This window comes from Actinomadura viridis, assembly GCF_015751755.1.
GTDB classification, from domain to species: Bacteria; Actinomycetota; Actinomycetes; order Streptosporangiales; family Streptosporangiaceae; genus Spirillospora; species Spirillospora viridis.
This window is the reverse complement of record NZ_JADOUA010000001.1, coordinates 7,393,118-7,413,551: the sequence shown is the minus strand read 5'-3', so window position 1 is coordinate 7,413,551 and position 20,434 is coordinate 7,393,118. Positions and strand designations below refer to the sequence as shown.

The window sequence follows — 20,434 nt, the reverse complement described above, 5'->3', positions numbered from 1 at the left end:
ATGCCCGGCGCACCGGGGCGGGCGGCCGCTGGCGGCCCGCGTAGCGGGGCGCCCTTGAACCCGTAGAGAAACTTCTCATCCGGCGCGTTGGCGCTGGTGGTGCCCTAGAACTTAGGTGCCTTGGCCGCCGATGGGTGGGCCTTCGGGCCATAGGGCGGTCAGGTCGGTGGGTGTGAGCGGGTCGCGGTAGGACGCTTGGAGGACTTCGCTTCCGGTGGCGGTGTCGGCTTCGGCGAGGTTGGTGAACCAGTCGAATCCGGCCGGGTAGGCCCACAGGTAGGAGCGAAGCTGGGGGTTGGCGCCTCGGTCACTGAGCAGGTCGGAGATGGCGGTGTCGGTGGTCCAGGGCATCCGGCGACGGGCGTGCTCGGCCAGTTCGTCGATGGAGGCGCCCTGGTTCAATGCCAGGTGGAGTTCGGCCCGGACGAGTTGGTTGTAGAGGTCGAACCTGGTCCGCGCGACCAAGGTCTCGTCGTCGGGGGCGATGAACAGTGGGAGCGCCTGGGCCAGTCCCTCCAAGAGGACTTGCTGTGGGGCGTGGACGGACATGACCCGTACCCATGGCACGTCTTCGGCTTCAGCGTGGTCCGACCAGCTGGCGCCCTGGAGGCCGTGGCCAAGGACTTCATGGAGGGCGAATTGGCGGGCGGCGACCTTGGTGAAGCTCGCGCGGCGGAGGTTCAGGCGTAGGCGGACGTCGTGGCCGGCGCCGTCCAGCCAGTACGCCCAGTAGGCATCGATCTCGGTCGTCTCGACGGTGAGGTTGAACGGGGCCCGGCTACCGGTGGCGTCTCGTACGGCGGGTTCGTAGTCCGCGGCGGCCTGGCGGATGGCGTCGGGCGCGTCCTGGATGTCGAGCGGGCCCTCGAACCGGTGAAGATCGCGTGAGGTATCACGGCTCCAGTCGATGCCCAGGGCGGCGAGTGCCTGCCGGGCCTGGTCCCCGCGGTGGGTGATGTAGGCGTCCGGCCATCCGGCGGCGGCGCATCCCTGGGTGGCCCTGACGTACTCCGCGAGCGGGAGCCGTTCGCCCAGAAGGGCTCCGAGATAGGCACGGTCGGCGGTCAGGCGGGCGGCGAGACGGGATGCTCCGGCCTGCTGGGCGCGGTCGAGTAGTTCGCCGAGTCGGAGGTAGATCTCAAGGCGGCTGCCTGCGGGTTCGGGCTTGGGGGCGGTGGGGTTGCAGTCGAAATCGATGACGGCGGTCGCGCCCCGGTCAACCTCGTAGGCGTGCCACGCCCGGAGCGTCGTCTCGATCTCGTTACGCAGGTTCACGGATCACTTCCCAGCGCAGGGTCACGGCCTGGTTCGGGCGCAGGTAGTCACGCGTCAGGGACATCACCGCGTCGTTGCCCTCGATGTCCCACACGAGGCTATCGGTGGCCGAGTTCTCCGAACCGTCCGGATGCTCCTCGGTGGCCGTGCAGCCGCCGAGGTCGATGTCGCGTTGCCGGATGTTGATCTCGTATTGGCGGCAGTAGCGGGGCATCGACTCGCGCCAGTAGTGGTTCACCTCGAACCTCCCGCCCTCGCAGATGTAGCCGACTCGGGCCCATTCGCCCGGCTGGAGGGGCGGGGAGATCTGGAAGGCGAACTTGGCGAGGTTGGCGGTGTCATGGATGCGCTGGATGCCGATCCGGCGATCGATGTCGGGCGTCGGTGGCTTGTCGCCGAGGTTGAGCGTGTCGAAGCGGTACTCGATCCGCGCTTCGCCTTCGGAGCCGATCTCCAGGTCGATCCGCTTGGCGAGTTCGATGACGTGGCCGGACAAGCCTGCAAGTTCGGTGATCTCGGCGTCGTTGAACCGCTTGGCCTGCTGTAGTTCCAGCAACCGCCGGCCGACGTCCTGGGCCCGGTCGCTCGGGGCGGCGGCATAGGTGGCGGGGCCTGCTCGTAGGCGTTCCTTGGCGGCGGGGATCGTGCGTGAGTGGGCTCCCCAGCTCACCTCGCCGGTCTGGGGCGTGTCGATGCGGTCCTCGATGGTCGCCAGGAGTTCGGCGACGTCGGGGGCTATCGGGTCGTGCGGGCTGCGCTTGAAAAGCTGGCCGCCCAGCCGGGGAGCATCTTCTGCAGAACGCGGCAGTGGTGGAAGCGCTCGGCGTTCCAACGCTGCACTTCCACGACCTTCGGCACACCGGCAACACCCTGGCCGCCGACATGGGCGTCTCCCTGCGGAACCTGATGGCGCGGATGGGGCACGACAACGAACGGGCCGCGCTCCTCTATCAGCATCGCTCGAACACGGCTGACCGTACGATCGCGGACGGCCTTTGACGCCCTGGTCCGTGCCCAGCGGAAGCAGGATGACGAGGGCGAGGCGGGGCCGGTGGTCCCGGTGGCGTAATCGTTCGCTAATCGCTCGCCGGGCTCCGGCCCTAGAAACGATCAAGGCCCAGTGCTGGGGATCATGTCCCTGGCCTGGGCCTTTGGCGTGGAGCGGGTGACGGGAATCGAACCCGCGCTGTCAGCTTGGGAAGCTGAAGTTCTACCATTGAACTACACCCGCGTGCTGCGGTGGGATCACCGCGCCTTCGACATCGTACCGGAAAGCCGGGGGGCGGGGGGACGGGTACGGGGGACGGGTACGGGTCGGTCTGCGCGGGGGTACGGGGAGCCGGTAGCTTTTCTGACGTGCTGCTCTCCGATCGTGACATCAGGTCCGAACTCGAGTCCGGGCGGGTGAGGATCGAGCCCTATGACCCGGGCATGGTCCAGCCGTCGAGTGTGGACGTGAGGCTGGACCGGTTCTTCCGTGTGTTCGAGAACCATCGGTATCCGCACATCGATCCGGCGATCGAGCAGAGCGACCTGACGCGGATGGTGGAGGTCGGCGGGGACGAGGCGTTCGTCCTGCATCCCGGGGAGTTCGTGCTGGCCTCGACGTACGAGGTGTTCGGGTTGCCGAACGACCTGGCGGCGCGGCTGGAGGGGAAGAGTTCGCTGGGGCGGCTGGGGCTGCTGACGCATTCGACGGCGGGGTGGATCGATCCGGGGTTCAGCGGGCACGTGACGCTGGAGCTGTCGAACGTGGCGACGTTGCCGATCAAGCTGTGGCCGGGCATGAAGATCGGGCAGATGTGCCTGTTCAGGACCAGTTCGCCGGCGGAGTATCCGTACGGGTCGGCGAAGTACGGGTCGCGGTACCAGGACCAGCGCGGGCCGACGCCGTCGCGGTCGTACCTGAACTTCCATCGGACACAGGTGTGATGTGACCGAGATCACCAAAAGGTGAAAGATTGTCCGAGTACGGGTAGTTTCGTTCGACGCATGGGGTTGACGTTCGGTTGACCGTACTTTTGTGTGAGCCACATCTCGCTTCCGGACGCCAGCCGGTGGACGAAGCATTCCCGCCCTGGCGCGGGAACCCGGAAGGAGATCGTGACCATACTCCGAGCGGATGGTGTGACCAAGCTGTTCGGTCGTAAGGCCGAACAAGCGCAGCGAAGACTCGGCGCCGGGGCGGCGCCGGAGGAGATACGGGCCCTCGGGGTGACCGCGGCCGTCGTGGACGCGACGTTCACGGTCGAGCAGGGCGAGATCTTCGTGGTGATGGGGCTGTCGGGTTCCGGCAAGTCGACCTTGATCAGGATGCTGAACGGGTTGCTGGAGCCGACGTCGGGGACCGTCGAGATCGACGGTCAGGACATCGCCCGCATGTCGGGCCGGCCGTTGCGGGCCCTGCGGCAGAACAAGATCAGCATGGTGTTCCAGCACTTCGCGCTGTTCCCGCACAGGACGGTGTTGGAGAACGCCGCCTACGGGCTCGAGGTCCGCGGGGTGGCCAAGGAGGAACGTGCCAAGAGGGCGCGGGAGTTCCTCGGCCAGGTGGGGCTGGACGGGTGGGAGGACAAGCTCCCCGGGCAGCTGTCGGGCGGCATGCGGCAGCGGGTGGGGCTGGCCCGGGCGCTGGCCGCCGGGACCGACGTCATCCTGATGGACGAGGCGTTCAGCGCGCTGGACCCGCTGATCCGCCGGGAGATGCAGGATCTGCTGCTGGACCTGCAGTCGCGGCTGAACAAGACGATCGTGTTCATCACCCATGACCTGAACGAGGCGATGCGGATCGGTGACCGGATCGCGGTGATGCGTGAGGGCCGGATCGTGCAGATCGGCACGGCCGAGGAGATCCTCACCGATCCGGCGAACGACTACGTGGCGCAGTTCGTGGCGGACGTGGACCGGACGCGGGTGCTGACGGCCGCTTCGGTGATGGAGAAGCCGCTGGTCACGGTGCCGGCGAACACCGGGCCCCGGACGGCGTTGCGGACGATGCGCGAGCATCAGACCTCGGTGGCCTTCGTGGTGGGCCGGGACCGCAGGCTCGCCGGCAAGGTGACCGGGACCGCGGTGGCCGACGCCGTCGCGGACGGCGTGCAGACCCTGGACGCGCTGATCGACCCCGCGGAGCCGGTCGCGCCGGACACTCCCGTGGCCGATCTGTTCGCCCGGTGCGCGGAGAGCGATCTGCCCGTGCCGGTCACCGACGACGGCGTGCTCGTCGGCGTGATCCCGCGGGTCACGCTGCTGGCCGCGCTCGGTGCGATCAACACGCATGTCGCCGAGGTGGTCGCCGAGGAGGGGAGTCCCGTTGGCTAGCGAGCTGCCCCGGATTCCCGTGGGCGATTGGTTCGACGGCCTGGTGAGCTGGCTGACCGATCATGTGGAGTGGCTGTTCGACGCGATCGGCGCGGCGGTCGAGGGGACGGTGGACGGGCTCACGGGCCTGCTGACCGGCCCGCCGGCGCTGGTGATGATCGCGGTGTTCGCGCTGGTGGCCCTCGTTCTGAGCGGCTGGAGACTCGGGCTGTTCACGCTGGCCGGGTTCGCGCTGATCGAGAGCATGGAGTTGTGGGAGCCCGCGATGGACTCCCTGGCGCTGGTGCTGGTGGCCGCGCTGGTGGCGGTGGCGATCTCCATCCCGCTGGGCATCGCGGCGGCGCGCAACGACATGGTGAGCCGGGTGGTGCGGCCGGTGCTGGACCTGATGCAGACCATGCCGGCGTTCGTGTACCTGATTCCGGCGATCTTCTTCTTCAGCATCGGGGTGGTGCCCGGTGTGGTGGCCACCGTGATCTTCGCGTTGCCGCCCGGGGTGCGGCTCACCGAGCTGGGCATCCGCGGTGTGGACGCGGAGATGGTCGAGGCGGGCGAGGCGTTCGGCACGCCTCCGGGCCGGATCCTGACGCGGATCCAGATCCCGCTCGCGATGCCGTCGATCATGGCCGGGATCAACCAGCTGATCATGCTGTCGCTGTCGATGGTCGTCATCGCCGGCATGGTCGGGGCGGGCGGCCTCGGCAACGAGGTGCTGGAGGGGATCCAGCGGGTGAACATCGCCCAGGGATTCGAGGGCGGTCTGGCGGTGGTCGTGCTGGCCATCTTCCTGGACCGGCTCACCAGCGCGCTGGGCGACCGTACGGCGGTGGCCCGTGCCACGGCCCAGATGGCCCGCTGACCATCCGTTCAACAGAGAGGAACGTTCCGAGCATGCGCTTCAAATCCAGAGGTGTGACCGTCGCGGCCGTGGTGCTGTCGCTGGGCCTGTCCGCGGCGGCGTGCGGAGGCGGGGAATCCGGATCCGGTGGGGCCGAGAAGAAGGTCACCATCGGCATGGTGGCGGGCTGGGCGGAGGGTGAGGCCGCCACCGCGCTGTGGGAGAAGATGCTGAAGGACAAGGGGTACGAGGTCGAGGTCAAGACCCTCGACACGGGCCCTCTCTACACCGGCATGGCCAAGGGCGACGTCGACCTCTTCCTGGACGCCTGGCTGCCGGGCACCCACGAGGACTACTGGAAGCAGTACGGCGACAAGCTGGAGAAGATCAGCGTCTGGTACGACAAGGCGCCGCTGACCATCGCGGTGCCGGAGTACTCGCCGCTGAAGTCGCTGGCCGACCTCAAGGGCAAGGGCGGCACGTACGGCGGCAAGATCGTCGGGATCGAGAAGAGCTCCGGGCTCTACCGGGTGTCCAAGGAGAAGATGCTCCCTGCCTACGGGCTGGAGGGCGAGTACGAGGTGACGACCTCGTCGACGGCGGCCATGCTGACGGAGTTGAAGAAGGCCACCGACGCCAAGAAGGACATCGTCGTCACCCTGTGGCGGCCGCACTGGGCGTACGCGAAGTTCCCGATCCGCGACCTTGAGGACCCCAAGGGCGCGATGGGCGAGCCCGACGGCGTCAACATCGTCGGCCGGGAGGACTTCTCCAAGGACCAGCCCGAGGTCGCGGGCTGGCTGAAGAAGTTCAGGATGGACGACAAGCAGCTGGGCACGCTCGAAGACCTGATGGAGAACAAGTACAAGGGCAAGCCCGAGCAGGCCGTGAACGAGTGGATGCAGGCCAACCCTGACTTCGCCAAGGGCGTCACCGGCTGATCCGCTACAGCGCGAGGGGCCGTCCGTACCTCCGGACGGCCCTTGCGCTTTCCAGAGGTCAGCCCGCGAACCCGATGATGAGCAGGACGGCGAGGACGCCGGCCACGGTGACGCAGAGGGTCAGCACGCGGGGATGCCTGCTGTGGGCCTCGGGCAGGATCTCCGCCGCGGCGAGGTAGAGCAGCACTCCCGCGAAGAAGCCGAGGTAGGTCCCCAGGACGGGCTTCGGCACGCTGAACAGCAGCGTGGCCAGCGCCCCGGCGATGGGGGCGAGGGCGTCGGCGAAGAGCAGCACGATCGCGGGACGCCGGTCGGCGCGGTGCAGTGACGCGGCGGTGAAGGTGTTGAAGCCGTCGGCGAAGTCGTGCGCGATCACGGCGAGCGCCACGAAGACGCCGACCTCGGTGCCGGCCTGGAACCCCAGCCCGATGCTGAGCCCGTCGATGAAGCTGTGCCCGACCAGCGCGCCCGCGGTCAGCAGGCCCGCCCGGCCGCCCTTGCCGGGGACGGAGGCGTGGCGGTGCTCGTGCGGCGCGTACTCCCCCTCGTGCGCCCGGTGGATCGCGGCGGCCTGCTCGATGACGTGCAGCAGCAGGAAGCCGGCGGCGAAGCCGATCATCGGTGCGGGCACGCCCAGCGGGCCGGACGGGTAGGTGTCCAGGGACTCGGGCACGAGGTCGAACGCGGCGATGCCGAGGATGAGCCCGCCGGCCAGGCCCAGCACCAGGTGCCGGCGGTCCCGTACGCGCATCGCGACGAACCCGCCGGTCAGGGTCATCAGGAAGGCCACCGCCGCCAGGACCACCGCCATGCACCGGTCCTATCAGGTACCCGGTGCCCGGCGGCCCCCGCCGCGCGGTGGCCGCCCGCCGTGGGTCGTCCCGGCGGGCGGCGGCTCACTGCAGCTTGTCGGCGTCGACCACGGTGCCGGACGGTGGCGCCTGGACGTCGACCTGCTCGTTGTAGGCGGAGAATTCGAGGCGGTTCGCCGACCCGCCGTCCAGGAGCAGCAGGTAGGGCTCCCCCTGCGTCGCCACATGGATCTTCTCCCCGTCGGGGCCGACCAGTTCCACGGTGGGCGTGCCGCCGACCGTTCCGGTCTTGCCCGTGTCCCAGCCGCCCTTGACCTTGAGCAGTTCGGCGAGCAGTCCACCGCGGTCCGTGAAGGCCGCGAGGTCGGCGAAGTCGCGGTTGGTGGCGGTCGTCTTGATGCTCTTGCCGGAGAACAGCTGCGCCGCCCCCTTCCCTCCGATCTCCTTCCAGAAGGCGTCGTTGCCCTTGATGTAAACGGCCTTGCCGATCCTGGTGAGGTCGACGTGCTGGCCGCCCTGCGAGAACCGTCCGGTGGACTTCGTCCGTCCCGAGAAGCGGAAATCGAGCGCGTAGTCCTCCCCGCCCTCCTTGAACCGTCCGTGCATCCGCACGGACTTCGCCGACGTCGTCGCCTTGCGGGCGCGCGCGAGGATGTCGCGGGCCGGCAGCTTCTCCACGCCGTTGGGCGTCACGGTGGGCGATGGCGACGCCGGCGCGGGCGCGGCGGCCGTCTTGCTCGGTGCCGTCCCGGCCTCCTGGGCCGGTTCGCAGGCGGTGGTGAACGCGAGCGCGAGTACGAGCGCCGCCGGCAGTGCCCGCACGGGTCGCGCGGTCCGTCGGTGATGAGGCATGCCAAGTCCCCCTGTCTCTCGGTGATATCGACCGATGTCCGGAATGAGACTGCTGGATGCCGGTGCGAGAACACTGTCGTTATGCTGCGGTCACTGCGCTCAGGCTGCCGGATGACTGCGTGCGGCACTGTCAGGGCGGTGAGGGAGGTGGACGGTTGCCAGGGAAGGCCCCTCCACTGCGCTTCGAGATCCTGGGCCGGCTGGCCGCCAGGCGGGACGGCCAGGAGCTCGACCTGGGCCCGGGAAAGCAGCAGGCCGTTCTCGCGGTCCTCCTGCTCACCCCCAACCGGCCGGTGTCGACGGCGGCGATCGTCGACTCGGTGTGGGGTGAGGACCCGCCCGACAACGGGGCGAACGTGGTGCAGAAGTACGTCGCCGGGTTGCGCCGCGTGCTGGAGCCGGACCGTTCGCCCCGCACGCCCGGGCAGCTGCTGACGCTGACCGGCGCCGGGTACACCCTGAACGTTCCGCCCGGGGGCCTGGACGCCGAGGTCTTCCAGGAACGAGTGAAGGCGGCCCTGGCCGTGCGGGGCGCGGGTGACGCGGCGGAGGCCGCCGGCATGCTGCGCGAAGCGCTGGCCATGTGGCGCGGCACGGCGCTCGCCGGGTTGAACGGCCCGGTCTTCGGCGCGGCCCGGGAACGTCTTGAGGAGGAGCACGCCGCCGCCTGGGAGGCATGGGCGGAGATCGGCCTGGAGCTGGGACGGCACGCCGCGCTGGTCCCCGAGCTGATCCGGCTGGTCGCCGATTTCCCGCTCCGGGAGGGGTTCCGCTACCTGCTGATGCTCGCTCTCTACCGGTGCGGCAGGCAGGCGGAGGCCCTGGCCGCCTACCGTGACGCGCGCGCCTTCCTGGACGAGGAGTTCGGTGTCGAGCCGGGCGAACGCCTCCGGAGCCTCCAGGTGAGCATCCTGCGCTCCGATCCGGCGCTGGCTGCGCCCAGTGAACGTGCGACGGAACGTGCGGCGCCCGCGGAACGGACGATGGAACGGGCGGCGCCCGCGGAACGGACGGCGGAGCGGGCGGCGCCCGCGGAGAGAGCGGCGGAGCGGGCGGCGCCCGCGACGCGGGCCGTGGTCCACGACCTCCCCTCGCCCCTGGAACCCGTCGCAGGCGTCCCGCCCACCGCCGCCGCCCGCCCCGCGTTCTCCCCCGCCGCGCAGGTGGGTGAGGGTGTCCCGGCGGCCGGAGGGCCCGTGATGTGGACGGCCCCGGCCCCGGCCCCCGCTCCGGCCCCGCGGCGCCTTCCGTGGCCGGTACGCGGCGCCCTGGCGATGCTCCCGCTGCTCAGCCTCGGAACCGTCACGTGGGCTCTGATCTCGTACTTCGCGGCGCGGCGCGGGAGCCGGGCGCTCGGGCTGGCCGCGGCCGCCTACTTCGCGATGGCGGCCGTCTTCCTCGGCGTCGCGTCCGTGACCGGGGACCAGACGACGTGGTGGGACATACCGGTCATGGCCTCCTTGCTGGCCACGATGTTCGGGGGCGCCGTGCATCTCGCCGTGCTCACGGCCGAGCCGGGCCCGTCCGCACGGCCCGCCGGCGACCCGAACACCGTCACCGTCCCCCTGATCGAGCGGCGGGTCCGCCGGGAGCAGGCCCGTTCCCTGGCGGTGCACCACCCGTCGGTCGCCCGCCGGCTGGGCGTCGGACGGCCCGACCTGCCCCGGACGTTCGACGACGGCGGGCTGGTCGACGTCAACGAGGTGCCCGAGCACCTGCTGGCAGCCCTGCCGGGGCTGGACCCGTACCACGCGAAGCTGATCGTGGCGGTGCGGGAGGCGCAGGGCCCCTACGCCTCCATCGACGACCTCGTCACCCGGGGCGTCCTGCCGGCCCAGGTGGTGCGCGCCCTGTACGAGACGCTGGTCCTCATCCCCCCGGACACCGAGCCGGACGCGTCGTAGCCGCCGGAAGCCCAGCCGGACGCGCCGTAGCCGCCGGACGCGCAGCCGGACGCCCAGCCGGACGCGGCGTGGCCTTACAGCCGCCGGAACGCGAAGGACCCCTGGCGTGGCCAGGGGTCCTTCCCAGATCTCGTGCCCTACTCGGCGGAGACCGCCTCCTTCTCGGGGAGGGGGCCGCCCTCGCCCTTGATGGAGCGGATGAGCAGCTGGGAGACGTCCACGACCTCCAGCGACTCCTTGGCCTCGCCCGAGTTCTTCTTCTCGTTGATGGCATCGCCCAGCATCACCAGGCAGAACGGGCAGGCGGTGGAGACGGTGTCGGGGTCGGTGGTGAGGGCCTCGTCCACCCGCTCGGTGTTGATCCGCTTGCCGATGCGCTCTTCCATCCACATCCGCGCGCCGCCGGCGCCGCAGCAGAACCCGCGGTCCTTGTGCCGGTGCATCTCCTGCGTCTGGACGCCGGGGACCTTGGCCATGATGTCGCGCGGCTGCTTGTAGACCTTGTTGTGGCGGCCCAGGAAGCAGGGGTCGTGGTAGGTGATCTTCTCCTCGATCGGGGTGACCGGGGTGAGCCTGCCCTCCTCGACCAGGTGCGCCAGCAGCTGGGTGTGGTGGACGACCTCGTAGTTGCCGCCGATCTGCGGGTACTCGTTGGCCAGGGTGTTGAAGCAGTGCGGGCAGGTCGCGACGATCTTCTTGACGCCCGCCTCGTTCAGCGTCTCGACGTTCTGCTGGCCGAGCATCTGGAACACGAACTCCATGCCCAGCCGCCGCGCCGGGTCACCGGTGCACGCCTCCATCGGGCCGAGCACGGCGAACTTCACGCCCGCGATGTGCAGCAGCTCGGCGACCGCCTTGGTGGTCTTCTTGGCCCGGTCCTCCAGCGCCCCGGCGCAGCCGACCCAGAACAGGTACTCGGTGTCCTCGGGCAGCTTCTCGTCGACGACCTCGACCTCGAAGTCCAGCTCCTCGATCCATTCGAGGCGCTTCATCTCCGACATGCCCCAGGGGTTGCCCTTGTTCTCCAGGTTCTTCAGCATCACGCCGGCCTCGCTGGGGAACGAGGACTCGATCATCACCTGGAAGCGCCGCATGTCCAGGATGTGGTCGATGTGCTCGATGTCCACCGGGCACTGCTCGACGCAGGCGCCGCAGTTGGTGCAGGACCACAGCACGTCGGGGTGGATGACGCCGTCCTCGGCGACGAGCTCCCGGTCCACCTGCATGGCGGCCTTCTGCTCGTCGGTGAACTTCTCCCTCTCCTCCTCGGAGGCGAGCATGTACGGCGCCTTGGCGAACGCGTGGTCGCGCAGCTCCAGCACCACCATCTTCGGCGACAGCGGCTTGCCGGTGTTCCAGGCCGGGCACTGCGACTGGCAACGCCCGCACTCGGTGCAGGTGGCCATGTCGAGGAAGCCCTTCCAGGTGAAGTCCTCGATCCGGCCGCGGCCGAAGGTGTCCTCGTCGGGGTCGGCCTCCTCGAAGTCCAGCGGCTTGCCCTTGCTCATCATCGGCTGCACCGCGCCCAGCCCGTCGGGGCGGCGCTTGAACATGACGTTCAGCGGCGCGATGAAGATGTGCAGGTGCTTGGAGTTGACGACGATGACCAGGAAGATCAGCGCGACCGCGATGTGCGCGAGCAGCCCGATCGACTCCAGCACCTCCAGGGTGCCGTGGCTCAGGCCCTCGAACGGCTTGCCGGACAGGTGGGAGAAGTACGCGCCCTTGCCGAACGCGAGGTTGCCGCTGGCCGACGCCACGCCCCGGAAGAAGAACATCGTCCAGATCACGTTGAAGATCATGAACAGGATCAGCCAGGCGCCACCGGTGTGCGAGCCCTTGAACCGCGACGCCCGGTCCAGCTTCTTCGGCGAGTTCCTGATCCGGATGACCGAGAACGTGATCAGCCCGGCCAGGCAGGCCAGCGCGATCGTGTCCTGGACGAACCCGATCGGCCCCCAGGTCTGCAGGAACGGGATGTGCGCGTCCAGCCCGAACAGCAGCGCGACCGCCGCCTCCAGGTAGACGCTGGCCAGCAGGATGAACGCCCACATGACCGCGAAGTGCGCCAGGCCCGCGACGGTCCACTTGAGCAGCTTGCGCTGGCCCATGACCTCCACGACCTGGCCCTCGATGTCGGCCTTCGGGTCGCGCTTGACCTGGAGTACCCGCTCAGGGTCGGGCTGGCCGCTCTGGAAGAGCTTCCACAGGAACAGCACCCGCCGTCCGGCGAGCGCGAGCGCGACCGCCGTCCCGGCGAGCCCAATGATCAATGTGAGCCAGAACACTGTTCCGTCCTCCTGAGGTACGGGCGTTGGCTGTCAGCGTAGGGCTCGCGACAGAACGCATTTCATCCGGCCCCCGAATACTACTCGGTAGTAGCTTACGGTGTCGTCCGGCCGCCCCGCCCCATGCCGGGACACGCCGTCTGACATCGCTGTATATATGCGTGCGGGCCGAAGGCGCAAACATCCCGACACCCCTGACACACCCCTCACACGACGGATCCGGCGGGCCGCCGCCGGTGCCGGTGGGCACGGACGGGCGGCCCGCCGGATCCGGGGACCTTCCTCTACGCGCGGATCAGGGAAGCGTGGGCGCGTGCGGGGCCCGGTCGGTCCAGCCGGCGCCGAGGTAGAGGGTCGTCCGCTCCTTGCCGACGGCCCGGGCCCCCTTGGGCGCGACGCCCTTGATCTTGCTGGCCACCTGCTCGGACAGCACCTGCGAGGTGGCCGGGTCGATGATCAGCCGCGTGGTGGTGGCGCTCGCCGCGTACGGGACGGTGATCGTGAGGGCGACGCCCTTGCGGCCCCGTTCGTCGGCGGCCCGGCCCTCCGAACGGACGTTCGGCATGTCGGCCAGTGCCCGGAAGGCCGCCGCCCGCACATTCGGAGGCACCGGGGCGGTGGTGAGGAGGTCGGTCAGCTTGCCCGCCGCGAACGCCTGCCGCGCCTGCGGGTTCTCCGCGTGGAGGGGGCCGTCCGCGCCATCGGAGAGCGCGTTCTTCTCCGCCAGCTTGCGCAGCACGGCCGGGTCGGCGGGCAGCTTCTGCAGGTCGGAGAACGACGGCTTCCGCCCGGCGATGGGCACCTGGAGGGCGTGCTCCCCCTGCCCCTTCACCAGGTTCCCCGCGCCGGGCTTGACCTGGAGGTACAGCCGCTTCTTGTCCACGGTGTCGCCCACGCCCATGTCCCACCGGGCGGGCGCGCCGTCCCGCCGCCACGCCTTCTCGTCGGCGGGCGTCCTGGGCTTGGCCCCGGCGGCGCGCTGCCCCGTCCAGGTCCTGCCGTCACGGGAGATCCACTCCTCGTGGATCCGCGCGTCCGACACCGTGTAGGTCCGCCCCTCGGGGCCGACCTGCCTCGGCACCATGGTCATCCTCTTGACCCGCCAGTACTTCCCGGTGGCCGGGGCCGCCTCCGCCTTCTCCGCGGCGGCGAGCAGCACCGTACGGGCCGAGCCGACGTCCACCTGCCCGGTGCCCGCGAGGTCACCGCCCGGCACGCCGCCTTCGCCACCCCCCAACGAGGTGACGACCAGCGCGGCCGCGGCGGTCGCGCCGACCAGCCCCAGGCCCAGCCCGCCCCACAGCGGCCCGACCCGGCGCCGCCGCGGGACCGTGCCCCGTCCGGTCCCCCGCGCGGCGGCCGGGGCCATGGCGCGGGACAGTTCGGTGTCCCGGGTCGCCGGGTCGACGGGCGTCCCCGGGTCCAGTTCGGCGGGGCGGGCCTCCGCCAGCGCCCGCAGCACGTCTCGGCTCATGACATCTCCTCACTGACGATCCCGACGCGGGAACGAGCGGGCGCGGCGGCGCTCGCGGGCTCTTCCTCGATGGCGCGCACCAGACGCTTGCGCGCCCGGTGCAGCCGTACGCGCAGCGTGGCGGCCGTGCATCCCACGACCCGCGCGGCGTCCTGCGGCGACAGGCCCTGCCAGGCCACCAGGATGAGAATCTCCCGGTCGCCCTCGGAGAGCCTGGCCAGGGCGCGCAGCACGGCGAGCCGTTCGGCCACGCCCTCGGCGATGTCGCGCTCGGCCGCGGCGCGTTCCCACTCGCGCGACGCGGCGGCGAACGAGGCGCGGCGCGCCTCCTCGCGGTAGCGGTCGCGCAGCACGTTCCGGGCGACGCCGAGCAGCCAGGGCAGCGCCGGCTCGGGCATGTCGCCCCGCCGGCGCCACGCCACCGCGAACGTCTCGCTCACCACCTCGTCGGCGGCCTGCCGCCCCGCGCGGCCGGCCGCGTAGGCCCACACGCGCTGCCTGCAGGCGTCGTAGATGGCCGTGAAGCGTCTGGCGTCCTCGGACTCTCCGGCCCTAGCGCCAACGGTCATCACCCGCACCTCCGTCCGTCCCTTGTCCTTGTGTCCGACACCAGGAAGTGGAACGGGGAGGCCCATCGTTACCGGCCTTCCGGGAAAACCGGGAAACCGATGAGGCGGATGGGACGGCGGGCGGGGCGGAGGGCGGGGCGGGAAGCGGTCAGAAGGAGACGCGTTCGAAGACGGCGGCCAGACCCTGACCTCCGCCGATGCACATGGTCTCCAGGCCGTAGCGGGCCTGGCGGCGGTCCATCTCCCGGGCGAGGGTGGCCAGGATCCGCGTCCCCGTGGCGCCCACGGGGTGGCCCAGGGAGATCCCCGAGCCGTTCACGTTGAGGCGGTCGTAGTCGTCCTCCTTGAAGTCCCACTCCCGGAGGACCGCGAGGACCTGGGCGGCGAACGCCTCGTTCAGCTCGATGAGGTCGAGGTCGGCCAGGGTGAGCCCGGCCCGTTCCAGGGCCCTGGCGGTGGCGGGCACCGGCCCGATCCCCATGGTGCGGGGCGGGACGCCCGCCTGCGCCCAGGACACCAGCCGGACGAGGGGGCGCAGGCCGAGTTCGGCGGCGCGTTCGGGGGTCGTCACCACGCACACGGCCGCCGCGTCGTTCTGGCCGCTGGCGTTGCCCGCGGTCACGGTGGCCTGGTCGTCCTTCTTGCCCATGACGGGGCGCAGTTTGGCCAGGGTCTCCATGGTGGTGCCAGGGCGGGGGTGCTCGTCGGCGTCCACCACGGTGTCGCCCTTGCGGGACCGTACGGTCACCGGCACGATCTCGTCGGCGAAGCGGCCCTCGCGCTGGGCGGCCACGGCACGCTCGTGCGACATGACGGCCAGCCGGTCCTGCTCCTCGCGGGAGATGCCGTACTCGCGGCGCAGGTTCTCGGCGGTCTCCAGCATGCCGCCGGGCACCGGGTGGTTGACGCCGCCGGCGGTGACGCGGCCCTGGGCGAGCCCGTCGTGCAGTTCCAGGCTGGGCGTGCGGACGCCCCAGCGCGCCTTGGTGGTGTAGAACGGCGCGTTGCTCATGCTCTCGGCGCCGCCGGCGATCACCAGGTCGCTCGCCCCGGTCTGCACCTGCATGGCGGCGTTCAGCACGGCCTGCAGCCCCGAGCCGCAGCGCCGGTCGACCTGGGTGCCGCCGACCTCGATCGGCAGTCCCGCGTCCAGGGCGGCGACGCGGCCGATGGCGGGGGCGTCGGCGCTGGGGTAGCACTGGCCGAGGATCACCTCGTCCACCGCCTCGCCCGGCAGCCCGGTGCGTTCCAGCAGCGCCCGGATGACCGTGGCGGCCAGCTCGACCGGCGACAGCGCCGTGAACGCCCCGCCGAACCGGCCGATCGGGGTCCGTACCGGCTCGCAGATCACCGCTTCGCGCATCGTTCTCTCCTCCTGGGACCGGCAGGCTCGGCCTCGGATCGAGGATAGGCGCCGCGCGGGGACCGGTCCGATCTCGGCCGAGACCAGATCGAGCATGCAGTGATACGCGGGGCGACATAATCGGCGGCCGGCCCGCCCGTCAGGTCAGGTGGACGGCGGCGTCGGCAGGACCTCCTCGGCCACGGCGAGCACCGCGCGCAGCGCCGCCGACGGGTTGTCGCCGCGCCAGGCCAGCGCCAGCTCCAGCACGACCGGCTCCCCGGCCAGCGGCCGGTAGACCATGCCGGGGATGCGGATGTGCTGCACCGAGGAGACCGTCAGCGTGATCCCGACGCCCGCCCCGACCAGCGCCAGCATGGTGTACGAGTCGGGCGCCTCCTGCACGATCCGGGGCTGGAAACCGGCGGTGACGCACGCGTGCACCAGGGCGTCGCGCACCGCCGACCCGCGCGTGCCGGGGAAGGTGACGAACGGCTCGGCGGCCAGGTCCGGCAGCCGGATCTCGTGGTGCCGGGCGAGAGGGTGCTCGGCGGGCAGCGCGGCGACCAGGAACTCCCGCTCGATCAGCCGTACCGCCACCCCCTCCCGGAGGACGGGCAGCCGGACGAACCCCAGGTCGTGGTCGCCGTCGGCGACCCGCGTCACCGCCTCCCCCGAGTACGTCTGGCCGTACAGGACCAGTTCGATGCCGGGGTGGCGGGCCCGGACGGCCTTGGTCAGGACGGGCAGGGTCTCGTAGCTGCTGGCCCCGGTGAACCCGATGGTCACCCGGCCGACCTCGCCGCGCCCGCCGGCCTGCGCCGCCCGCCGGGCCACCTCCAGGTCGGCCAGCACCCGCCGGGCGGGGTCGAGGAAGGCCCGCCCCGCCGAGGTGAGCCGGACGGACCGGGTGCTGCGCTCGAACAGCTGCACCCCCAGCTCGCTCTCCAGCTGGCGGATCTGCTGGCTGAGCGGCGGCTGGGCGATGTGCAGCCGGGCCGCCGCGCGCCCGAAGTGCAGCTCCTCGGCCACGGCCACGAACCCGGCGAGGTGACGGAACTCCATAGGGCCGATTATGACGCCACTCGTCTCAACGGCCTACCGATTGTGCGATCGCGGCTCTTGAAATGAGCGTGCCCGGTGAGATTGCATCGGCATGTCCCGTGTGCTTGACGAGGAGGCGGCTGATGGAGCGGTGGACGGCCGAGCGGGTCCGCACGGTACGGGTGATCGGCACGGGCGTGATGGGACGCGGCATCGCCCAGCTCGCGGCGGCGGGCGGCCTGACCGTGCAGCTCGCCGACGTGCGGGCCGAGGCGGTGGGTGAGGCCGTCGACCACATCGGCGCCATGTTCGCCAAGCTGGCCGGGAAGGGGCGGATGACCGCGTCCGGCGCGGAGGCGGCCCGGGCCCGGCTGCGCCCCGTCGGCGACCCGCTGGCCCCGGCCGCCGGCTGCGATCTCGTGATCGAGGCCGTCCGTGAGGACCTGGAGACCAAGCGGGAGCTCTTCGCCGCCCTGGAGAAGGTGTGCGGGGACGGCACCGTCCTGGCCACCAACACCAGTTCCCTGCAGGTGACCGCGATCGCGTCCGCGCTGGAGGACCCGAGCCGCCTCGCCGGCCTGCACTTCTTCAACCCCGTCCCGCTGATGCGGCTGGTCGAGGTGGTCCCCGGCGCCCGCACGGCCGCGTGGATCCCCGGCGCGCTCACCGATCTCGTCCGGCGCCTGGGCCATGAGCCCGTCCTGGCCCCCGACACCCCCGGCTTCCTGGTCAACCACGCCGGGCGGGGGCTGGTGACCGAGGCCATGCGGATCCTCGCCGAGGCGGTGGCCGAGCCCGCGGACGTCGACCGCATCGCCCGGGAGGCGCTCGGCCTGAAGATGGGGCCGTGCGAGCTGCTGGACCTCACCGGGCTGGACGTCTCGCACGCCGTCATGGAGAGCATCTGGAACGGCTTCTACGGCGACCCTCGCCTGCGCCCGTCCACCGTCACGCGGACCCGCGTAGAGGCGGGACTGTTCGGCCGTAAGACGGGCGAGGGCTTCTACCGTTACGTCGAGGGCGTGAAGCAGGAGGCCCCCGAGCCTCCCCTGCCCAAGCCCGGCCCGCGTCCCGTCTGGGTGCATGACTCCGAAGCCCTCCGCGGCCTGCTCGCCGGAGGGGGCGCACGGGTGGAGAAGGGAGCGGCGCCCTCGGCCGAGGCGGTCGTCCTCGTCACCCCGTACGGCCAGAGCGCGCTCGACGCGGCCCGTGCGCACGGCCTGCCCGCCGAACGGACCCTGGCCGTCGACCCCCTCGGCGACTTCGCCGGACGGCTGACCCTGGCCGTCCATCCCGGCGTGGACCCCGAGGCGGGCAGGGCCGCGCTGGGCGCCCTGGGCGGCACCGGGCGGCCGGTGAGCGTCGTCCGGGACGCGCCGGGCTCGGTCGCGCAGCGGCTGCTCGCCTCGATCGTCAACGTCTCCTCCGCCATCGCCGAGCAGCGGCTGGCCCGCCCCCAGGACGTCGACACCGCCGTACGGCTCGGCCTGGGTTACCCGTACGGCCCGCTGGAATGGGGCGACCGGGTGGGGGCGGCCACCGTCCTGCGCATCCTGCGGGGCCTGCACTCGGCCACCGGCGACCCCCGGTACCGCCCGAGCCTCTGGCTGACCGAACGGGCGGAGCTCGGCCTGCCCCTGTCCGAGACCGGCACCACCCCCGGCGACCTGCGCTGATTCGCGCCGGCGTCCGGGCGGGCGGTGCCGGGCTCGAACGGGAGCCCGAACGGGAGCCCGAACGGGATCTCGGCCCCGTCCTCGAACGGGACGAGGAGGAGCGGGGCGGGTCAGGGGTGGTGCGGCTTCTCGTTCGTCCAGCCGGCCCCGCGCACGATCTCCTGGTGGAGGACGTCACCGGGCCGCATCCCCGTGTCGCCGCCTCCGGCCTTCACCACCAGCTTCTGACCGGCCAGGATCCTGTAGGTCTTCGGCTCCAGGATGAGCTGGTAGTCGTAGACGGTGCCGGTGTCGTGCCGCATCTCGCCGCGCGCGGCGAGCCCGATGCCGGTACGGCCCTCGCCGTCCTTCACCGTGCCGATCGAGCGGACTCCCTTGATCTCGGCCAGCTCGCGGAAGGCGGCCGCGCGGACGGCGGGCGAGGCGGGCTGCCGGGTGAGGAAGTCGAAGCCGAACATGAGATCGTCCGCCGCTCCGGTCCTCCCCGGCCCGCCCCTGGGGAACAGGAGTTCCTTGAACCGCGCCGGGTCGTTCGCCAGGGCACGCTGACCCTCCAGGGTCATCCGCGACTTCTTCCTGACCGCCTCACATCTCTCGTCCACATCGGGCTCGGACGCGCTGTACTTCTTGATGCGGGCACAGATCTCCTCGGCCTGATCGACCAGCTTCTTCCTGTCCGCCGGCCTCGTGCGCTCGGACGTCCACTCACCCGGCCGGCCGCCGATGCCGCGTTCGGGCGCCATGGTCAGGGTGAGCCAGAGGTCGTTGGACCGGACACGGAGCGAGCCGGGGGCGCCGGCCTTCTTCCAGGCCGCGGCGTCCGCGGGCGTCAGGGGACGGCTGCCCAGGCTACGGGTGTAGAGGACGTCGGCGTCCGAGGCGGACCGGGCCCTCCAGTCGTCCCACTGCGTGACGGACCCGAGGACGGTGTAGCCGCCCCCCTTCCCCTGGACGCGGTACGCCTGGGCGTTCTCCCGCTGGAACCTCCAGTACCGGCCGGGCGACTCCTTCACCGCCTGCTCGGCCGCCGCGAGCAGGATCGAGCGCGCGGTGGGGGGCTGATCCGCCGCTTCCGGCGCCACCGGGTCGCCGCCGCCCCCCAACGTGGCGACGGCGACCGCCGCGGCGGCGCCCGCCGCGACGAGCCCGGTGAGGCCGCCGAGCGCGGTCGGGCGCAGGGACGGCAGTACGCGGCGGACGGGGGCGGTGCGCCCCGTCCGGACGCGGCGGCCGGTGTCCCGGCCCGCGATGTCGGCCTCCAGCGCCGCGAGCGCCTCGGCGGTGGCGCGGGCGGACGGGGGCGGGGGATCGGGGAGGAGAGAACGGACCATGGTCATCTCTTCGTCCATCTCGTCGTTCATCCGGTTCATGCGGTGGACTCCTCGGTGGTGAGCATCGGATCGACCCCGCCCAGCGCGGCACGCAACTTCTTTCGAGCCCGGTTCAGCCGTGAGGCCACCGTTCCGTTCTTGAGCCCCAGCGCCGCCGCCACCTCGTCGTAGGACAGGCCCGCGAGCGCCACCAGGAGCAGCACGTCACGGTCTCCGGGGGGCAGCCGGGCCAGCGCCTTGGCGAGGTCCCCGGACACCTCTCCGGCGCTCACCCGGGCGGCGACCCGGTCCTGGTGGTCGTGCGCCGCGCGCTCGGCGGGGACGCGGGCGAGCGCGCGCAGGCGCCGCCCCTCCGCGCGCCGGTGCAGGCCCACCAGGTTGGTGGCGATGCCGTACAGCCAGGACCGGACGGCGCCCTTGGCCGGGTCGAACCGGCGCCGGCGCCGGAAGGCGGCCAGGAACGTCTCGGCGGCGATGTCGTCGGCGGCGTCGGTGCCCAGCCGCCGGGCGACGTAGCGGTGGATCTCCTCGAAGTAGCGGTGGAAGATCCCGGCGAACAGTTCGGGCTCATGCCACGACCTCGCGACCAGCTCGGCGTCGTCCACCGGCGGATCGGACACGGTGACGCCGTCCGAGGTGTGGCTCTGTCTCATGGGGAAGTCCTTCTCGTGGGGGAGACGGGTCACCCCGTTCTCATCCGCTCCGATGATTCGCCTTCACGGAGGGGCGCGCCTGGAACCGGAATAGATGTCCCGCTCGTCCTGTTG

General features: G+C 71.3%; 17 protein-coding genes, 1 tRNA gene and 1 pseudogene. 7 read left to right on the top strand and 12 right to left on the bottom strand.

All coding sequences use genetic code 11. The features are described 5' to 3' along the window. Positions 1-111: 111 nt before the first annotated feature. Together IW256_RS33655 and IW256_RS33650 are read right to left on the bottom strand one after the other, a co-directional pair. A complete protein-coding gene (locus IW256_RS33655; protein WP_197014776.1) occupies positions 112-1,275 on the bottom strand; it encodes a hypothetical protein in 1,164 nt (387 codons plus the stop codon). Beyond that, the gene (locus IW256_RS33650; RefSeq protein ID WP_197014775.1) at positions 1,262-2,107 is read right to left on the bottom strand and encodes a hypothetical protein; all 846 of its coding nucleotides are present in this window, start codon (positions 2,105-2,107) and stop codon (positions 1,262-1,264) included. The genes IW256_RS33655 and IW256_RS33650 overlap by 14 nt, the downstream gene beginning before the upstream one ends. Here IW256_RS33650 and IW256_RS33645 point away from each other — a divergent pair. Next, positions 2,083-2,274 carry a tyrosine-type recombinase/integrase gene (locus tag IW256_RS33645; protein ID WP_197014774.1) on the top strand — a complete coding sequence of 64 codons (192 nt, stop codon included), beginning with the start codon at positions 2,083-2,085 and terminating at the stop codon, positions 2,272-2,274. The two genes, IW256_RS33650 and IW256_RS33645, sit on opposite strands and share 25 nt — an antisense overlap. Before the next feature lie 158 nt (positions 2,275-2,432). Here the strand turns inward: IW256_RS33645 and IW256_RS33640 are convergent. Further along, a tRNA-Gly gene (locus tag IW256_RS33640) sits at positions 2,433-2,506 on the bottom strand. A 125-nt stretch (positions 2,507-2,631) separates the two neighbouring features. On the opposite strand from IW256_RS33640, the gene dcd reads away from it, so the two are divergent. The 4 genes and pseudogenes from dcd to IW256_RS33620 all read left to right on the top strand — a co-directional run bounded on the left by dcd (position 2,632) and on the right by IW256_RS33620 (position 6,375). Further along, complete coding sequence (dcd, locus tag IW256_RS33635; RefSeq protein WP_197014773.1) at positions 2,632-3,207, top strand: dCTP deaminase; 576 nt, start codon at positions 2,632-2,634, stop codon at positions 3,205-3,207. 171 nt (positions 3,208-3,378) lie between these two features. Continuing rightward, a complete protein-coding gene (locus IW256_RS33630; RefSeq protein ID WP_197014772.1) occupies positions 3,379-4,596 on the top strand; it encodes a quaternary amine ABC transporter ATP-binding protein in 1,218 nt (405 codons plus the stop codon). 127 nt (positions 4,597-4,723) lie between these two features. Beyond that, positions 4,724-5,455: pseudogene (locus tag IW256_RS33625) on the top strand (ABC transporter permease); the annotation flags it as partial. A 53-nt stretch (positions 5,456-5,508) separates the two neighbouring features. Further along, positions 5,509-6,375: a glycine betaine ABC transporter substrate-binding protein gene (locus IW256_RS33620; protein ID WP_307829273.1), complete on the top strand. Its 867-nt coding sequence runs from the start codon at positions 5,509-5,511 to the stop codon at positions 6,373-6,375. A gap of 58 nt (positions 6,376-6,433) precedes the next feature. On the opposite strand, the gene IW256_RS33615 is transcribed toward IW256_RS33620, so the two are convergent. Then, positions 6,434-7,186: a ZIP family metal transporter gene (locus IW256_RS33615; protein ID WP_197014769.1), complete on the bottom strand. Its 753-nt coding sequence runs from the start codon at positions 7,184-7,186 to the stop codon at positions 6,434-6,436. A gap of 85 nt (positions 7,187-7,271) precedes the next feature. Next, complete coding sequence (locus IW256_RS33610) at positions 7,272-8,009, bottom strand: hypothetical protein (protein WP_197014768.1); 738 nt, start codon at positions 8,007-8,009, stop codon at positions 7,272-7,274. A gap of 185 nt (positions 8,010-8,194) precedes the next feature. Here IW256_RS33610 and IW256_RS33605 point away from each other — a divergent pair, with 185 nt between their 5' ends. After that, positions 8,195-9,943, top strand: coding sequence for an AfsR/SARP family transcriptional regulator (locus IW256_RS33605; protein ID WP_197014767.1), 1,749 nt, complete (start codon positions 8,195-8,197; stop codon positions 9,941-9,943). A 137-nt stretch (positions 9,944-10,080) separates the two neighbouring features. Here the strand turns inward: IW256_RS33605 and IW256_RS33600 are convergent, their stop codons facing one another. The 5 genes from IW256_RS33600 to IW256_RS33580 all read right to left on the bottom strand — a co-directional run bounded on the left by IW256_RS33600 (position 10,081) and on the right by IW256_RS33580 (position 16,681). After that, a complete protein-coding gene (locus IW256_RS33600; RefSeq protein ID WP_197014766.1) occupies positions 10,081-12,231 on the bottom strand; it encodes a (Fe-S)-binding protein in 2,151 nt (716 codons plus the stop codon). Positions 12,232-12,526: 295 nt separating this feature from the next. Next, on the bottom strand, positions 12,527-13,705 hold the full coding sequence (locus IW256_RS33595; protein WP_197014765.1) for a CU044_5270 family protein: 1,179 nt from the start codon (positions 13,703-13,705) through the stop codon (positions 12,527-12,529). Continuing rightward, entirely contained in the window at positions 13,702-14,274 is a 573-nt protein-coding gene (locus IW256_RS33590; RefSeq protein ID WP_231404040.1) for an RNA polymerase sigma factor, read from the bottom strand. Before IW256_RS33590 ends, IW256_RS33595 begins: the two co-directional genes overlap by 4 nt. 148 nt (positions 14,275-14,422) lie before the next feature. Continuing rightward, complete coding sequence (locus IW256_RS33585) at positions 14,423-15,637, bottom strand: acetyl-CoA C-acetyltransferase (RefSeq protein ID WP_197014764.1); 1,215 nt, start codon at positions 15,635-15,637, stop codon at positions 14,423-14,425. Between the two features lie 144 nt (positions 15,638-15,781). Beyond that, positions 15,782-16,681, bottom strand: coding sequence for a LysR family transcriptional regulator (locus IW256_RS33580; RefSeq protein WP_197014763.1), 900 nt, complete (start codon positions 16,679-16,681; stop codon positions 15,782-15,784). A gap of 122 nt (positions 16,682-16,803) precedes the next feature. Between IW256_RS33580 and IW256_RS33575 the strand changes: the two genes are divergently transcribed. After that, positions 16,804-18,336 (top strand): 3-hydroxyacyl-CoA dehydrogenase, encoded by a 1,533-nt coding sequence (locus IW256_RS33575; protein WP_197014762.1) that lies wholly within the window; start codon positions 16,804-16,806, stop codon positions 18,334-18,336. A 110-nt stretch (positions 18,337-18,446) separates the two neighbouring features. Here IW256_RS33575 and IW256_RS33570 read toward each other — a convergent pair whose 3' ends face one another. Together IW256_RS33570 and IW256_RS33565 are read right to left on the bottom strand one after the other, a co-directional pair. After that, entirely contained in the window at positions 18,447-19,706 is a 1,260-nt protein-coding gene (locus IW256_RS33570) for a hypothetical protein (protein WP_197014761.1), read from the bottom strand. Next, complete coding sequence (locus IW256_RS33565) at positions 19,703-20,320, bottom strand: RNA polymerase sigma factor (protein ID WP_197014760.1); 618 nt, start codon at positions 20,318-20,320, stop codon at positions 19,703-19,705. Before IW256_RS33565 ends, IW256_RS33570 begins: the two co-directional genes overlap by 4 nt. Positions 20,321-20,434: the final 114 nt, after the last annotated feature.

Coding starts and splice junctions, on each gene's coding strand:
- IW256_RS33595 (WP_197014765.1), bottom strand. CDS start 13,705: ATGAGCCGAGACGTGCTGCGGGCGCTGGCGGAGGCCCGCCCCGCCGAA.
- IW256_RS33590 (WP_231404040.1), bottom strand. CDS start 14,274: ATGACCGTTGGCGCTAGGGCCGGAGAGTCCGAGGACGCCAGACGCTTC.
- IW256_RS33580 (WP_197014763.1), bottom strand. CDS start 16,681: ATGGAGTTCCGTCACCTCGCCGGGTTCGTGGCCGTGGCCGAGGAGCTG.
- IW256_RS33615 (WP_197014769.1), bottom strand. CDS start 7,186: ATGGCGGTGGTCCTGGCGGCGGTGGCCTTCCTGATGACCCTGACCGGC.
- IW256_RS33570 (WP_197014761.1), bottom strand. CDS start 19,706: ATGAACCGGATGAACGACGAGATGGACGAAGAGATGACCATGGTCCGT.
- IW256_RS33575 (WP_197014762.1), top strand. CDS start 16,804: ATGGAGCGGTGGACGGCCGAGCGGGTCCGCACGGTACGGGTGATCGGC.
- IW256_RS33585 (WP_197014764.1), bottom strand. CDS start 15,637: ATGCGCGAAGCGGTGATCTGCGAGCCGGTACGGACCCCGATCGGCCGG.
- IW256_RS33565 (WP_197014760.1), bottom strand. CDS start 20,320: ATGAGACAGAGCCACACCTCGGACGGCGTCACCGTGTCCGATCCGCCG.